At 52.5% G+C, this 15,071-nt stretch carries 14 protein-coding genes; 8 read left to right on the plus strand and 6 right to left on the minus strand.

Annotation, left to right across the window (positions count from 1 at the left end; all coding sequences use genetic code 11):
• Positions 1–4,197, minus strand: a complete 4,197-nt coding sequence (locus tag ACYUBO_RS07160) for a HEAT repeat domain-containing protein (RefSeq protein WP_460373289.1) — start codon at positions 4,195–4,197, stop codon at positions 1–3.
• 131 nt (positions 4,198–4,328) lie between these two features.
• On the opposite strand from ACYUBO_RS07160, the gene ACYUBO_RS07165 reads away from it, so the two are divergent.
• Entirely contained in the window at positions 4,329–5,708 is a 1,380-nt protein-coding gene (locus ACYUBO_RS07165; RefSeq protein WP_460373290.1) for a hypothetical protein, read from the plus strand.
• Between the two features lie 46 nt (positions 5,709–5,754).
• Here ACYUBO_RS07165 and ACYUBO_RS07170 read toward each other — a convergent pair whose 3' ends face one another.
• Positions 5,755–6,936 (minus strand): aminotransferase-like domain-containing protein, encoded by a 1,182-nt coding sequence (locus ACYUBO_RS07170; protein ID WP_460373291.1) that lies wholly within the window; start codon positions 6,934–6,936, stop codon positions 5,755–5,757.
• Between the two features lie 109 nt (positions 6,937–7,045).
• Here ACYUBO_RS07170 and ACYUBO_RS07175 point away from each other — a divergent pair, with 109 nt between their 5' ends.
• Positions 7,046–7,516 (plus strand): GNAT family N-acetyltransferase, encoded by a 471-nt coding sequence (locus ACYUBO_RS07175; RefSeq protein WP_460373292.1) that lies wholly within the window; start codon positions 7,046–7,048, stop codon positions 7,514–7,516.
• 67 nt (positions 7,517–7,583) lie between these two features.
• Here the strand turns inward: ACYUBO_RS07175 and ACYUBO_RS07180 are convergent, their stop codons facing one another.
• The gene (locus ACYUBO_RS07180) at positions 7,584–9,071 is read right to left on the minus strand and encodes an MFS transporter (protein WP_300328538.1); all 1,488 of its coding nucleotides are present in this window, start codon (positions 9,069–9,071) and stop codon (positions 7,584–7,586) included.
• 158 nt (positions 9,072–9,229) lie between these two features.
• On the opposite strand from ACYUBO_RS07180, the gene ACYUBO_RS07185 reads away from it, so the two are divergent.
• The 4 genes from ACYUBO_RS07185 to ACYUBO_RS07200 all read left to right on the plus strand — a co-directional run bounded on the left by ACYUBO_RS07185 (position 9,230) and on the right by ACYUBO_RS07200 (position 11,899).
• Positions 9,230–9,535: a hypothetical protein gene (locus ACYUBO_RS07185; RefSeq protein WP_460373293.1), complete on the plus strand. Its 306-nt coding sequence runs from the start codon at positions 9,230–9,232 to the stop codon at positions 9,533–9,535.
• 133 nt (positions 9,536–9,668) lie between these two features.
• Complete coding sequence (locus tag ACYUBO_RS07190; protein ID WP_460373294.1) at positions 9,669–10,340, plus strand: metal-dependent hydrolase; 672 nt, start codon at positions 9,669–9,671, stop codon at positions 10,338–10,340.
• A 147-nt stretch (positions 10,341–10,487) separates the two neighbouring features.
• Positions 10,488–10,667: a hypothetical protein gene (locus tag ACYUBO_RS07195; protein WP_460373295.1), complete on the plus strand. Its 180-nt coding sequence runs from the start codon at positions 10,488–10,490 to the stop codon at positions 10,665–10,667.
• Between the two features lie 101 nt (positions 10,668–10,768).
• On the plus strand, positions 10,769–11,899 hold the full coding sequence (locus tag ACYUBO_RS07200) for an AAA family ATPase (RefSeq protein ID WP_460373296.1): 1,131 nt from the start codon (positions 10,769–10,771) through the stop codon (positions 11,897–11,899).
• An 11-nt stretch (positions 11,900–11,910) separates the two neighbouring features.
• Here ACYUBO_RS07200 and ACYUBO_RS07205 read toward each other — a convergent pair whose 3' ends face one another.
• Both ACYUBO_RS07205 and ACYUBO_RS07210 read right to left on the minus strand, forming a co-directional pair.
• Positions 11,911–12,186, minus strand: a complete 276-nt coding sequence (locus ACYUBO_RS07205; protein WP_300328525.1) for a winged helix-turn-helix domain-containing protein — start codon at positions 12,184–12,186, stop codon at positions 11,911–11,913.
• A gap of 16 nt (positions 12,187–12,202) precedes the next feature.
• Positions 12,203–12,913, minus strand: a complete 711-nt coding sequence (locus ACYUBO_RS07210; RefSeq protein WP_460373297.1) for a hypothetical protein — start codon at positions 12,911–12,913, stop codon at positions 12,203–12,205.
• Positions 12,914–12,998: 85 nt separating this feature from the next.
• Here ACYUBO_RS07210 and ACYUBO_RS07215 point away from each other — a divergent pair, with 85 nt between their 5' ends.
• Positions 12,999–13,178, plus strand: a complete 180-nt coding sequence (locus tag ACYUBO_RS07215; RefSeq protein WP_460373298.1) for a hypothetical protein — start codon at positions 12,999–13,001, stop codon at positions 13,176–13,178.
• 37 nt (positions 13,179–13,215) lie between these two features.
• Positions 13,216–14,145 carry a mechanosensitive ion channel family protein gene (locus ACYUBO_RS07220; protein ID WP_300330851.1) on the plus strand — a complete coding sequence of 310 codons (930 nt, stop codon included), beginning with the start codon at positions 13,216–13,218 and terminating at the stop codon, positions 14,143–14,145.
• Between the two features lie 91 nt (positions 14,146–14,236).
• On the opposite strand, the gene ACYUBO_RS07225 is transcribed toward ACYUBO_RS07220, so the two are convergent.
• Positions 14,237–14,938 carry a LiaF transmembrane domain-containing protein gene (locus ACYUBO_RS07225; protein WP_460373299.1) on the minus strand — a complete coding sequence of 234 codons (702 nt, stop codon included), beginning with the start codon at positions 14,936–14,938 and terminating at the stop codon, positions 14,237–14,239.
• Positions 14,939–15,071 lie beyond the last annotated feature (133 nt).

Consider the following 15,071-nt stretch of genomic DNA (forward strand, 5'->3'; position numbering starts at 1 on the left):
TTATTCTTCGCGTTCATTTTCAGGAGAGCCCTTTCTCTTCCCTTCAGTAATTCCGGGAGAGGGAGTTTCTGCCTCGGGAGAAGGTGTGGAGGCATCAGGGGATTCATCCATCTCAAGAGAAGATTCATCCGGAGCGGAGATTCCGGTATCGCGTTCAGGTGACGCCGGACTCAGTGGCTCAGATCCCTCCCCGGCGGATGGAGTATCAAAGAGTTCAAGGGGTTCATCCATCTCAAAGGAGATGTCGTCAACAGAGGGGATGCCATCGTCATCTTCGAAGGGAGTTGTCTCCGGGGTTTCTGTCATGGCATCATCAGGAGATGGCTCAGGTGATTCATCCGCTTCAGTCGGAATATCAGCAGCAGAGATGGACGCTTCCCCAGGCATCTCTTCCGGAGCGATTCCGGGAGTTTCGTCAGATGCATCAGCCGGGATTTCAGGAGTTTCGGCATCAGCATAGCCGGGGGCAGCCTCATCAGATGAACCAGGCTCAGGATATGATTCTTCGAAGACAGGAGCGCCTGACAGGATAGATTCGATTGTTCCTGTTTCTGCAATATCGAAATCTGTCTCTCCGATACCGGCTGGGCCGCCCTCAGTGAGGCGCTTTGACTCGATCTGTTTCTGGATCCTCTGGATGGTTTTATCAAGAGGACCCTTCTCCTCGCCGATTAAGGCATTCAGGGGCTCAAGTGAGAGTTCACCAAGATCAACCAATGCATACTCGGCCTTCTTCCGGACCATGATATGCTCGTCAGAGAGGAGGGGAATAAGTGCACCGACGGCGGCGGAACCGCCAATATGGGAGATCGTCTTGATCGCCTCGATCCGCTCCTCAAGGGTCCCTGATTGAAGCGTATCAACAATCGGCTGGATGGCACATGCACCCATCTTCTCGATATCAAACCAGCGGTTCTCTGAGATGAGGAAACAGACCTCTTCCTCCTCTGTCTCAGGTTTCCAGCCGATTGAGGTGAGGGCACTTGAGATACTCTTGTTCCGGAAACCTCCCGCATCCCTCATCGCACTGACAAGGTGCTCCTGGGGGGTGCCGTCCGGATCTTTCAGGGCAGTGAGTGCTGCCTCGGCGATACGGGTGTCGTTATCGTCAAGAGCGCTCATGAGTGCTTCCACAGCAGAGCTGTCATTGATATATCCAAGGGCACGGGCTGCAACCAGCCTCACCTCCTCGTCACGGTCATGGAGTGCCCGCTTCAGTGTCGGCACCACCTCACCGCTGCCGATGTAGCCGAGAGCCTCGACGATGATCGCCCTGACTTCCGTATCCTGTTCGGTCTCAAAAGCCCTCTGGAGGCTATCAAAACCTTTCTTTGCACCGATACGCCCGAGGTTCCGTGCCGCTATCGCACGGACGACCGAGCTCTCATCATATAATGCATCAAGGAGCGGTTCGACTGCTACCTCGCGCATCTCACCGATCACCTCTTCTGCAAGCGCCCTGATCTCGGGAGATTCGCCCTTGATTGCTTTTAAGAGCTCCTCGATTGCCGGCCTTCCCATGACCGTGAGCTTCATTGCTGCTGCAAACTGGACATTGCGATTGCTGTCTTTCAGCCCCTGGATGAGAGTATGGACATCCTGCTCTCCACCGCTCTGCTCGTACAGCTCTTTATCATCTTTCTTCAGCTTGGGAATGCCTTTTGGCTTTGGCACAGCCCCTCCCAGCTGTTCTGCCCATGCACTCCTCCAGAGAGCAAGTGATTCCCTTTTCCGGATCATCTGGAGTGCAAAGATCCTGATACCCTGATCGGGATCTCCTAGTGCCGGACGGATGGCAGCAGTTGCTTCATCCTCGCTCATCCTGCCGAGTGTATCGAGGGCTGTCAGTTTCTGGAGGCGTGAACCGCCAACGACCATCTCGGCAAGGGGGCGGAGTGCGGGGTACCCGACACGTGCAAGCGCCTTGGCAACGGCAACCCGCATCTCCTCAGAGGGATCCTCAAGGAACTTCATCAGGATTGGGACGACATCCTGATCTTCCATCTTCCCAAGGGTGGCTGCGGCATTGGTGCGTATCCGCATGAAGGTATGATTCAATGCGCCAGCGAGCACCGGGAGAGCCGGATACCGGATCTTTACCAGGGCATCGGAGGCTGCGGTAATGATGCGGTAGTGATCGTGTCCCAGTAGAGTGACGAGCATGCGAATGACGTCATCATCCATGTAGCCACCAAGGGCTGTTACAGCGGCAATCTGGACATCAGGTTCATCATCCCTGATGCAGCCCATCAGGGGTTCTTTGGCTTCGGGATCTGCAATCTCTCCGAGCGATTCGATCGCGGCAACCTTCACCGAGGCAATGGGATCGTGGAGAGCCCGGATGAGCGGGGGAATAGCCCGCTCCCGGTAGAGCCGCAGGGCATAGCAGGCAGAGATACGGATATTGGTATCGCGATCAGAGAGAGAGGCGACAAGCTTATCAAAATTATCCTTCTCTTCGGGCTCTTCCTCCTCTTCTTCCTTCTTTGGAATGGGTAGAGGTTCTGGAGCGGGGTCGGCTTTAACCGAACTCTCTGTCAGGGCGACATCATCCTCGGCCTCCTTCTTCGGTTTGATCTCAACCTCATCACCCATCGGGACGCGGGGGCCGATATCCCCATACATCTTCCTGAGCGCCTCATTGAGGCCTTTGAGGATGATATCATTGACTTCGAGATCCTTTTTGGCCGCTTCCGGAACAGGAGCCGGCTTTTCGGTAACCTGAAACGGCTTCTGCGGAACCTGTTTCCTGAACTCTTCCTGCGCCTTTACCGATGCCGCGAGTTCTTCGGCATACTTTTTCTTTGAGAGATCCGGTGCCGGGGGTTTGATAGCCTCTTCACGCACTGCCGGCTGGGGCTTCCCCGACTGTTTTCGCACCTTGTTGAAGCTTTCACGTGCCTTGAGGGAAGCAGCAAGTTCATCGTTATACTTCCTGCTGTCGACCGGCTTTGCATGTGAATCTGCCATCAACTGCTTGTTCTTCTTCTCAATCTCGGCAAGTGCGTTCCGTGCCACTTTTGCAAGGCCTGGATCAGATGATGCTGCCACCTGGCGGAGTGCATGGATTGCTGTTGGCCCGATATTCCTGAGTGTCTCGGTTGCACCTGCACGAACCGCAGAGTGAGTCTCCCTGAGTGCATTGATCAGTGCCGGAATTGCGTTCTTTCCCATACCAGCAAGCCCGGCCCAGTCCTCCCGGGCGAGGAGAGACATGACCCGCTGTTGATCGTTCTTTGGTTTCCAGCCCATCCGCTGGAGACCCCAGCTCGCTTCCATGCGGATAAGGGGATAGCGGGCATTGAGGCACTTTTCAAGTGTGGTTTCAGCCTCAGGACCGCCAATCTCGGCTATTGCCGCAACAACATCGCCGACGATCAGGGGATCCGGATCGCCGAGATATCGATGGAGGACAAGCAACATCTCGGGATTTTTTGATTTTCCAAGGGCCTTGATGACAGCACGCCTGGTCGGCTGATCTCCATCTTTAAGTGTACGGAGGAGGATTGGTGTGCCTGCCTTCCCGATATGGACCAGTTCATTCCACTTCTTTCTGACATAGAGGTACTGTGCCCTTTCTTTTGGAGTATCAGGAACGAGATCGCGACGTTCAAGAATGGATGCGGATTCGGCTGCCACATCCGTATCCCGGTCAAAGAGCCCGGATAAGATAATATCGAACCCCTCCTTTCCAAGAGTGTCGGCGGTGGCAATAGCCGCCTGCCTGAGATCCGGATCTTTTCTCCTTGAGAGTGAATGGATGGTGAAGAGGTCAGGTTTCCCTTCGGATATGATATATTTCCTCAGTATAGTCCGGATATTTTCCGGGGAGACCAGGATAAACCTGACGATCGCCTCGGGATCGTCTGCAAGCATGAAGTAGACTTCACGCACGAGCTGCGTCTGTTCGGTTGGGGATATGAGTTCCGAGAGGGTGACAGCGAGGTGTTTGTATGCTTCACCTCCAAAGGCTGCGAGTACAGATACTGCTTCAAGTTTTACTTCGGGATCATCCTGATTGATCATTGCGGAGATCCGATCGAATTTTCCCCTTTCCGCGAGGTTCTGAATATTTACTCCAAAAAGGCGGTTGAATACCATATGTGAGCTGCTCCCCGGGATGCCTTCACGGTACAGTTGATCCTCATCATTGATATATACATAGATGCCCGGCAGGGATGGAGAAGAAACTCCCATGATTGCTCCCGGTTCCTGCACGAGGGATGAGGGGAATCCGCCCCAATCCTTACATTTTCAGAGAGATGCCTGATCCAGGCCCCCTGCAGGGACGAGGAAAGATCTATATACACATAATCCCTAAAGAGAAGATGATGGATGAATGGGTATCTGCCTGGCTCAGAAGAGAGCGGGAGAAGGGAGTGAAATGCCTTGAGATCAAGTACATCTCAGGTAAACCCTATGTCTACCATTCAACAAGCAGATATGATCGCACCACCAAATCCCCCCGGAAAGTGAGTAGCTATATCGGGAGACTGACTGAGGAGGAGGGCCTGATCCCAAAAGGTGCGAAGAAGAGGCAGGAGAGGAAGGCAGTTACGTGGATCGTGGAACCTTCAGATGCTCCCATTCAGCACATCCCCTTGGAAGCAGACGAGGGTTACCCGGACGCTACATCTCCGGATGAGCCACTTCGGGAAGAAGAGGCACTTCTTTTAAGCCTGAAAGAAGCGTTCCCGGAATGCGGGCAGGAGATCTATGCAGCACTCATTCCAATAACTGGCCATAAACCCCCGGTTGCGAGCGGAACCGAATCTTCCGGAGAGGGCATCCGGGCATCCCCTGTTCCCATATCCGGCGTACCCTGCCAGGTTCGTTCACTCATCGGCAGTAATACAGGCGGGCAGCAGGCGATCTTTTCTTTTCTCTCAACAGGTGCCCGCCGGATCGCCTATCCATTCACTCTGGCAGGCACCCCCACTGATCCACTCAGGATATATGGAGCCATCCTCATCATCGAGGAAGATTCAGGCATCCCCATTATGGTACAGAGATTGCCGGAACCGCCCTGTGATCTCTCCGTGGTTGCCCTGACAGTGCTTTCAGTGGCGATGCGTGAAGCGGAGCCGCACGAGATAATCCTCCTCATCAATCCGGAGGAGATGATGCAGATGGGCGGTTGTGGGAATGCTGATTGTGATGAGCTCACCCCGTTGCAGGAGAGTGGATTACCATTCATTTATCCCCTGCCCTATGAGAGCAGCAGGTATGACAGCCCCACCTATCTCACCGATCATTTCACATGGGGAGATCGCCTTATCTTATCCGGATCCGACGAGTCCGGCGGTCTGATGACATATCTCTTCAAGGATGTCAGATCTGCGGGCGAGGAGGCTGAAGAGCTCAATTCTTCTGCTGAAATGGGATTGATCGATCGTCCCACCCTGAGATGCCAGTTGAGACGGGCAGGCAGACGGCTGATTTTGAGTTCAATGAGAGTGGATGCGAGGGAGATCTTTGATCTCGCGTCCCGGGTGGATCAGATACACCTCTCAGTCGGGATAATGCGGGAGCTGATGGAGAGGGATCTCCCAATGGCAGCAAGTGGAGAGATGGATGATGATGCAATCACCGGATCGCTCTTTCTCAGCCTGCTTGCAGCGAATCTCTCACAGACGAGCAAGGTTGGGGGCGGGGAGACAGAAAACCGGATTGACGCACCCGAGGATCCTGAATCAGGCCTTCTGTGATATACCCTAATACAAAATACGCCATAGGGAGCATGCCAACCCGGATCTACCCGATCAGGCTTTTCATTGCTTCTCCAAGCCGCCGGATGCCTTCAATTATAGAGTCAGGATCTGCATTTGAGTAATTCAGTCTCAGCGAGCCGGAGCCACCACCATCGGTATAGAAAGGATTCCCCGGAACAAATGCCACCTTCTTCCGGATCGCGAGTTCAAAGAGATCGATCGATGAGATGCCATCCGGCAGGGTTGCCCAAAGGAACATACCGCCGTCCGGGCGGGTGAACGTGACCTCTCGAGGGAAGAACTCCTCCATTGCTTTCACCATGCAATCCCGCTGCTTTCGATATGAGTCCCGGATCAGCCGGAGATGGGATTCGATATCATGGGAGGCCAGAAACTGGTGAATGATCAGCTGGCTTAAGTAATTTGAATGGAGGTCTGAGGCCTGTTTCGCGGTGATGAGCTTTTCATATATCTCCGGCGGTGCAGCAATCCAGCCCATTCGCATCCCCGGAGCGATAATTTTTGAGAATGAACCCAGGATTATACCATTCTCCGGAAGGAACTGGTGTACAAGGGGAAGATCGTCTCCCCTGAACCTGAGTTCTCCATATGCATCATCTTCTATGAAGAGAGTGTCGGTGCCTGAGAGCATCTCCCCGACTTCCCGGCGCTTTTCATCTGAGTATGTGATGCCTGATGGGTTCTGGAAATTGGGAACCCCATAGAAGATCTGTGGCGAGTATCTCCTGACAATCTCCTCGAGGCAGGCGATATCAGGCCCGTCCAATTCGAGCCCGACAGGGTGAAATTGAGGTTCATAGAGTGAAAATGCCTGAATTGCACCGAGGTATCCGGGCTTCTCGATGGCAACAGGGCTTTTTTTGTCGATACAGATCTTTCCTATGAGATCGAGGGATTGCTGGGATCCATTTGTTATAAGGATATTTTCCGGTGGAATGGATAGCCCGGCACGTTTCTGGTATCGTTCTGATATCCATTCCCTGAGGGGAAGATAGCCTTCTGTTGTTGAGTACTGGAGAGCCTCTGTGGGTTTTTCTGTCAGTACATCGATCGCAGCCTCTTTGATGGCATCTACTGGAAAGAGAGCGGGATTTGGAAGTCCGCCCGCAAAGGAGATGATGGATCTGTCTTCCGTTACCCTGAGGATCTCCCTGATGAATGACCGGGGGGTCTTCCCCATCCGGGCCGCAAATCTATACGCCATTGTATGCCTGAATAAGTATTATTCGTGATAGACGATAGATTCATTGTCTATCTTTTAGAAATACCTGAATTGAAACTCCGTTTTCTCATGCATGACTCCACATATTACCTTGATTACCACCCCCACACAGGAAGAATCGGAACACCTTGACAGCCTCCTCTGGGAGGTGCTCTGGAAACCTCTTGGACTTCCACGGACATTCCGCGAATTCGCCAGAACCGGGGGAGGAGAGATTATGGAGAGTGGAGAAATCTGCCATGAATATGAATGTGTTGCCATGAAAGACGGAGTTGTGACCGGCGGTCTTGTCGCCATTTTTGGTTCTTCATCCAAGTGTGAGATCCGCCATATTGCAGTACTCCCGGAAGAGCAGGATAAGGGGTGTGGCACGATGCTCATTGAAGCCCTGGTTGCATATGCGTCCGGTAAAGGGTTCCAGGCTATCCATACAATCGCAAGGAATACCTCGGTGCCATTCTTTCTGAAGGCGGGATTTGCCTGCGGGAAAGGGAATGTGCCCGATCACCCGATCTTTTTGCAGCATGGGATCTCCTTTGTGATGATGGAACGGAGACTCTGAGGCGAATTACTCCGTGAATTACCCCTTTTTTAACGATTAGGAGAGAGAAAAAAAGGATCCTTCAGGATTATACCCCGACGATGACCGGCTCGTCGCTATCCACGTTATCGGGGTGGATCTCATCTTTGCTCAGGATGGCGAGTGCGAGTATTGCAAGCGAGATCAGGAAGATCACCAGGAAGACGAGATCAAAGCCCGTGGAAACGGCATCGATAACCAGATCCTTTGGAGAGGATGTGGTGACATTACGGTATTTCCCGACTGACACGATCGCCTGGATGAAGAGCATGCTGACAAAGGATATCCCAAGGGTCATCGGGCCGAACCGCTCGACATTGAGGAGGCTTGATACCATGCCGTGCCTGTCCCGGGATGCCATGCCCATAATCATGTTTGTGCCCGGAGATACCAGGAATCCAAGCCCAAATCCAAGGACAGCCAGAGAGAGGACAATATACGAGATTGAGATATCGGTTGAGAAGATGATGAACATCAGGTATCCGAGAGAGACGATTAAAGCACCGAGGATACAGAGTCTCCGGTTGCCATACCTGTTGATCAATATCCCCGAGAGGATGCCGCTGACCATCAACGCACCTGAGAGTGCAGTGAGGATGATCCCGCTCCGTGATGGATCGAGGCCGCGGACGATCTCAAGGAAGAACGGAAGGATGTAGTTGACGCCCGCAAAGAGGAAATATGTCAGGGCAAGCATCAGGTTGGCAATGAGGAAGTTGCGTTTGGTGAAGAGCCTGAAATCGATGAGGGGATCTGGTATCCTGAGTTCATGGAAGAGGAGAGATATCAGGGCTATAGCCGAAATAGCTGCTGCACCAAGGATATGCGGATTGGTCCACCCAACCGATGCCCCCTGGCTTACGGCATAGATCAAAAAGCCGATCCCGATAAAGACCAGGACTGCACCGAGGCGATCAAAGGCAGAGAGCGTCTTCAGTGCAGGAGGTGTTGCCGGGATGGAGTACATGCCTAGCAGGATCGCGAGGCATCCTACCGGGAGATTGATATAAAAGATCCAGTTCCAGGAGAGGTACTGGGTCAGCATCCCCCCCATGACAGGACCGACTGCTGCCCCGAGTGCAGCAAACATCGTGATCAGCCCAAGGGCCTTTCCTTTCATCTTCATCGGGAAGAATGCCGCAACAAGAGCCGGCGCAATCGATACGATCATCGCCCCCCCGATTGCCTGGATGATGCGGGATCCGATCAGGATGCCATATGAGTTGAAGAGTTCGGGGAAGAAACCGCAGGCAAAAGAGCCGAGGGTAAAGATGAAAAATCCAGTGATGAAGACGATCTTAAAGCCGATCCGATCTGCGAGTTTTCCAAAGATGAGGACACAGCCCGTCAGGACGAGGAGGTAGATCGTCGCGACCCAGCTCACTGACGTCATCGGGAGAGAGAAGATCTCTGAGATCGTCGGGAGAGCGATATTGACGATGGTGCCGTCAAGAGCCGACATGAACGTTGCAAGGGAGATGGAGATGAGAAGGAGGGTATAATTTGGTACTGATGCATCTTTGGTCCTGATCTGCATACCCATTTCTTGCTATTCACCGGGGATAATCGTTCCGATAGCCCCTGCATCTCCAAAATCCACCTCCAGAGGAGATACATTTGTTTTTATTAATACGTAAACAGCCTTTTGATAAGGGATTGCATAATATTTATAAAGAAGTAAATCCAGTAACACGTATGAGCCAGAGCGGATTACAACAGGATATCTACAGCCGTGAATATGGAAAATCAGGATCTCAATTGAGCTTTCGTGGAACAGGAAAACCCGACATCTATAGCCGTGAGTATGTGAGGGGTGGAGATTTTGGGAAACAGGCTCCTGTGCATGTTTCCTACATGCACACAGCAGATAGACCGGTCACGCAGAGCACCCCAAAAGAGAATGTGGTGCAGAAGAATGAGGCTATAACCCATACCGAACCGCAGCCTTCAATCTTTGACAAAATATCCCGGTTCCTGCACGGTGCCCTCGGACAGAAGTAGCGGGAAGAGATGAACACCTGAGCCGGGTGTTCCTGTGAGGACCAGCCAGATTCCTTCTTTTTCTGTCTGATCGGAATACTTTCGCCCTCCGGGCGTGTACCCTTATTAAATACAAGAGCATTCTGGTATACGAATGCGTGGAAAAGACCATATCGCCATCAGTACAGGGAGTGCTCTCCTTCTTGCAGCTCCGTGGCTGCTCATCCATCCGGTGGCAGTAGCGATCTTCACCGCAGGGGTGATCATCGGATCACTCCTTCCCGATACCGATGCAACAGATTCAAAACTCCACTACATGGATGGTATCGCACGCGTCTTCAGCCTCATCATGCGGCCGATCGTCATCCCGATAACAAAGCTGGTGTACAGGGTTCTCGAAAAACCCTTTAACTCCGCTCACCGTGGCTCGATGCATACGCTGCCGGGAGTGGTTGTGTATACCCTGATCCTCACCCTCCTGATCGGATCCGTCCTCTATCTCATGGGATTCTGGAACATCATCATCGGTTTCTTCTTCCTCGGACTCTTTACCGGAGGGATCTTCCATCTCCTTGAAGACTGCTGCACCCGGAGCGGGCTGATGCCATTCAAGCCATTCAGTGATAAAAAATATGCAGGCAGCATCAATACCGGAAGCAGGATTGATATACGGCCGGGGTTCTATGCAACGGTTTTGATCTTTGTTGCCGCCGGGGTGGTGGTTGCCGGGATCACCTATGCGATCAGCCAGCCTGTACTAATCGCCATCTCCCTCTGCCTCTTTCTGATCATCTGGGTGCTGATCCTGAGGCTCTCACGGGTGTAGGCGGGTGAACGGCAGGGGTGATCCCATCCGTTTCCGGAGAGTGATAAACTCCAATACTGGCTGATTCTGTCATCTTGTTGAATCACCGTTAACTGGTGTATCAAAAGATGGCAAGGAGATATATATACGGAGACAGAATGTAGCCACATGCGAAAGCCGGTCCGATGTAAAGGTTGCATCATCGGCATACTCGGCGGCCTGCTCTGGGCATTATTTTCCTATGGCTTTATCGGATCCGTCGACTGGACAGGAGCAGTGATCTTCGCCATTCTGCTCACCATCGTCAGTGTGATCATTGCACACTGGCATCTCTGCCAGATCCGGTGATCCGGGATCTTCCGGTATCGTTTTGGGCATGGTGATCTGTGTTTCACTTTCACCCTCCACCCCTTTCATTTCTTATGCCTGTTTCACCATCCTTGATCCAGATGGTACCGCACTTCATCCTCTCTGACCAGACCCTCTTTACAAACCCGGAACTCTTTGAGTTTGATTATATGCCGGATCAGGTGCTCTTCAGGGAAAGCCAGCTTGCGGAGCTCGCTTTTTGGATCCGCCAGGGACAGGAGGAGGCGTCTTTGGTACATGTTATCTGCCGGGGACCATCCGGGTGCGGGAAGACAACAAGTGTAAAGCATCTCTTCAGGGAGATTGAGGAGGAGACAGACGGAATCGTGCCGATCTACCTGAACTGCCAGACCGATCAGACACCGTTTGCTATCTATTACGGAATCTATGCCCGGTTGTTCGGGAAGAAGCCACCCAGAACGGGTATTCGGGCAGAAAAGCTTGTGAGTGCGATCGCACAGGCTGTTCCTGACAGAACCAGTATCCTTCTCATCTGTCTTGATGATGTCCAGCACCTCGTGCAGCATGATGCTGTGGGTGAGGTCCTGTCCTCACTTTTCAGGATGCACCTGGACTTCCCGGAGTGCAAAATCACTGTGATCACGACCACGAGCGATATGCAGCTGGACTTCTCGAGGATAGTTGATCTGCCCGTCTCTTCAACTATCTGCTCCGAGGAGATCCCGTTTCCCCCCTACACGGCAGAGGAGATCGGGGAGATCCTCTTCCTCCGGGTGCGGGAGGGGGTTCTGCCCGGCGTGATCTCATCAGGTGTGCTGGATCAGATCGTCAGCAAGACGGAGATGGCAGGCGATCTCAGGATCGGCCTCGATCTCCTGAAAAGGTCGGTTTTGAGAGCTGAACACGAGGGGAGAGGGGCGGTGCTCAGGGAGGATATTCTCCTTGCCTATGGAGATGCCCGGCTGCTGCACCTGAAGAAGAAGGTACAGGGGCTGTCTGAAGAGGAACGTGCCATCCTCCTCCGGGTCCACCTGCTGGAAGAGAGAGGCGGCGGGGGCCTGATCTCAGGTGAGCTGTATGGCAATCTGATCGAAGAAGAGGAGATTGCATATTCGATCTTCATGGATCGTCTTGAAAATCTGGCAGATCTCGGGCTTATCGATCTCAGGGTCAGGCAGGCGAAGGGGAAGACAGACGTGATTGTGCCGAGGTACAGCAGGGAGGAGGTGGAGGGGATCTGCAAATTCTGAGAGCGGGTTGCTCACAGCTTGAAAGCCGGAGCAGAATCAAAGAGCTTCCGGTAGAGCGAGTTGAAGAGCGAGATATACTCTTCTGCCCTGTCTGTCGAGAGGTACCGCCGCTTATCTCCCTCATGTTCCTCGATGATGTAGCTCTTCTCCATGAGAAATGCCAGATACTCCTGTCCGGTCTTTGAGTTCAGGTCACACCGGTTGATGATGCCGGTGAATGACTGCGGCTTTCTGCAGAAGACCAGGATCTCCCAGTAGATCTCGTACGCTGTCCGCCGTCCGGTCATTCTGAGGCCTCCCGGATCATTGTCCATCATTCTCCAGTGTTTGTTTCAGGAGAGCTGCCGAGTGATCGATCTCATCGATCCGCTCGTCCCAGACTTTTGCGAACCGATGGAAGTAGATCGAGGAGATCAGGCTGACAATCGCTATTGCTGTTGTGATGAGGAGGGAAGGCAGGAGCAGGATCCCCGGGCCGATTGTGAAGGTGAGGCTGGTTGAGGTGATCTGGAAGAACTCAAGGCTCGCAAGGGTTCCAAGGAGGAAGATGCTGGCGCTGCCGAGCATGCAGACATAGATCATCCGGTTGATGGTTGCATGGTTATCCCGGTAATGGGAGAGCATCCTGACGATGAGGCGGGTGAGATCCTCATCCGGGATATCGGGTTCCAGAGGTACAGCCCGGAGCTGTGCGTTTGTTTTTCGTTCCTTTCTCTTCTCCTTCTCGAGACCCTTCAGATCATCCTGTATCTCCTCGACACCCTCAAGGATTCTCGCACTTGTAATTATCCATGAGAATCCGATGAGCATCGCAGAGACGGCAACGAAGAGGACAACCGGGGAGTAGATCAGGTACAGATCAGTTGTGAATGTCTCATACATCGAGACCACCTCCATTACAACGACCGTCAGCCCAAAGGCCATCAGGAGTGCTGCGAAGGCGATGTTTAGGACCGATACGCGGAAGAAGTGTCCGACTTCGCTTTTGAATCGTTTGAATGCTGTTTTTTCCATAGTGGCATTCACCAGCTTATTGGTATATGGGCGGCCTTCAAATAAAAGGCATGAAACTAAGATACGTATCAACAGTCAGGTGCAGATGATTAAGCTGGAGATGCTGGTGAAGAGATCCCCCCATCTGTTCCTCCTCCTTAAAAAAAGAGAGGCAGAAAGCTCAATTGATACAGAAGATGAAACCGGCCGAAAGAGACCGGGAAAGAATCTTTCGCAGCCATTTTCTCCATGTCTCCTTTTTGGAGAGGTTTTTATACTAAAGTGATAGTATCAGACATGAACCCCTCCGGGAGGAATTGTGAATGAAGAAGAACCATATCATCCTCGGTATATTAGTCACCATAATCGTTGCAATATTCATCTATGATAGTTTGTTTCCTTCACCGCTATTAGCCCAACTCTTCACCACCCTACTCTGGATCACGGCTATATTCTTCATCCTGAGCATTCTGCTTGACAGTTTGATCAGAAGAAAGATCACTGACTCACGTTCCCGGTATACTGCAACCAAGCTGATATCGTTCATTGAACTTGTCCTGATACTTGCCATAATTGCGTTGATCTGGGTAACCGATATTCAGGCACTCATGGTCTTCTTCGGCATCATTGGTGCAGGTATTGCTATTGCACTTCAGGATTTGTTTAAAAATTTCGCGGGGAGCCTGACGATCCTGCTCACCGGCACATATTCAGTCGGTGATCGGATCGAGATTGATGGAAGATATGGCGATGTCATGGATATAGGGATCATGAACACGACCATGATGGAGATCAGGGAGTGGGTTGCCGGCGATCAGGCAACCGGACGCCTGATCATCATTCCAAACGGGAAGATGTTAACGCAATCTGTTCAGAACTTCACCCGCGATCACAGTTTCCTCTGGGATGAGATACAGATCCCGGTAACAAACGAAAGTGACTGGAAACGGGCAATTACGATCCTCACCAGTATTGCCGAGGAGGAGACAAGCGGGATCTCGCAGATTGCTGAGAAGGAGATCGAGAGGATTGGAGAGAAATTTTACCTCCCAAAGAAGGATATATCTCCTGCTGTTTATATTACCCAGACTGATAACTGGATTCTCCTCTCAGTCCGGTTTGTAACCTATGCCCGGGAACGCCGTGCAGTACGGTCGCGGTTGAACCGCCTCATCATCGAGGCATTTGAAGGGGAGCAGAATATAGAGATTGCATCTGAGACCATGAGTGTTCAATTAACAGATCAGACCTGAGCCTCAGGATAGAGGAGGGGATGAAAGAGTTTCCTCCTGAGAGAAATACTGGCAATCTTCAGCCGTGAGGGTGGATGTTAATCCGTCACTGTTAATCCTTCACCGTAACTCCGCCGAATGCGACAAAACCGGTGATGATGAGATCCGGCTGGCCTGAGGTGCCCTGAAAAGAGCCGCCTGCTGCCCCATCTCTCCCGACACGCGGCCGCCGCCGCTCATCTTCTGCACCGCCGAGGACCGGGAGCACGGTCATCCTGACATTCCAGCCTTCAGGTACCCGGATCTCTGTTCCGCCAAAGAGGGTGAAGACCTGGATCTCGGCAGGCGGATCATGGACCTGTGCATCCCGGAGATCGAGTTCTGCACCACCGAAGATGGCGAGCATTTCTCCGCCCCGGAATGCCTTTGAGGAGTTCCGGCTCTCGACGCCGCCGAGGATTGCCATCATCTCGACCTTGTCTGTGACCCGCTCCCGGATAGACGGGCGCCTGATCCGGTTGAAGATGAAGCCAAGCCCCACAGCGATGATGATCACCGGGAGGATTACATCAGGCGAGGCATGCCCGAGGAGAACGAGCTGGATTGTGCCGAAGATGACAATCAGGATGAGGGGGCCTGATACTGAGCGGAAGCCGCTTTTAATCAGTGCAATAAGTGCGAAGAGGACGATGAGCGAGGGAGCATAGACGAGGAGCTGCCCGGTGTCATAGATGCCGGCTGCCCTGAGGAGGAGGAGCACACCCAGTATGAGGAGGATTGTGCCGATGATGATCTGGTAGGAGATGCGTTTCATGGATATCACCTGAAGTATCTGCTCTGTAGCTATTGAAGAGGATTGTAGGAGCGGGAAGATAAAAAGATGGAGGGTGGGAGGTGCTGGATGTGAGGATTTTCTGTTGGGAGAAAAGAACTCTTTGAATGATTCA

This window comes from Methanocalculus sp. MC3, from assembly GCF_054767395.1.

What these genes read in the sequence shown, in the direction of transcription:
- ACYUBO_RS07160 (WP_460373289.1), bottom strand. Translation starts at nt 4,197, where the DNA reads ATGGGAGTTTCTTCTCCATCCCTGCCGGGCATCTATGTATATATCAAT.
- ACYUBO_RS07165 (WP_460373290.1), top strand. Translation starts at nt 4,329, where the DNA reads ATGATGGATGAATGGGTATCTGCCTGGCTCAGAAGAGAGCGGGAGAAG.
- ACYUBO_RS07170 (WP_460373291.1), bottom strand. Translation starts at nt 6,936, where the DNA reads ATGGCGTATAGATTTGCGGCCCGGATGGGGAAGACCCCCCGGTCATTC.
- ACYUBO_RS07180 (WP_300328538.1), bottom strand. Translation starts at nt 9,071, where the DNA reads ATGCAGATCAGGACCAAAGATGCATCAGTACCAAATTATACCCTCCTT.
- ACYUBO_RS07185 (WP_460373293.1), top strand. Translation starts at nt 9,230, where the DNA reads ATGAGCCAGAGCGGATTACAACAGGATATCTACAGCCGTGAATATGGA.
- ACYUBO_RS07190 (WP_460373294.1), top strand. Translation starts at nt 9,669, where the DNA reads ATGCGTGGAAAAGACCATATCGCCATCAGTACAGGGAGTGCTCTCCTT.
- ACYUBO_RS07195 (WP_460373295.1), top strand. Translation starts at nt 10,488, where the DNA reads ATGCGAAAGCCGGTCCGATGTAAAGGTTGCATCATCGGCATACTCGGC.
- ACYUBO_RS07200 (WP_460373296.1), top strand. Translation starts at nt 10,769, where the DNA reads ATGGTACCGCACTTCATCCTCTCTGACCAGACCCTCTTTACAAACCCG.
- ACYUBO_RS07205 (WP_300328525.1), bottom strand. Translation starts at nt 12,186, where the DNA reads ATGACCGGACGGCGGACAGCGTACGAGATCTACTGGGAGATCCTGGTC.
- ACYUBO_RS07210 (WP_460373297.1), bottom strand. Translation starts at nt 12,913, where the DNA reads ATGGAAAAAACAGCATTCAAACGATTCAAAAGCGAAGTCGGACACTTC.
- ACYUBO_RS07215 (WP_460373298.1), top strand. Translation starts at nt 12,999, where the DNA reads ATGATTAAGCTGGAGATGCTGGTGAAGAGATCCCCCCATCTGTTCCTC.
- ACYUBO_RS07220 (WP_300330851.1), top strand. Translation starts at nt 13,216, where the DNA reads ATGAAGAAGAACCATATCATCCTCGGTATATTAGTCACCATAATCGTT.
- ACYUBO_RS07225 (WP_460373299.1), bottom strand. Translation starts at nt 14,938, where the DNA reads ATGAAACGCATCTCCTACCAGATCATCATCGGCACAATCCTCCTCATA.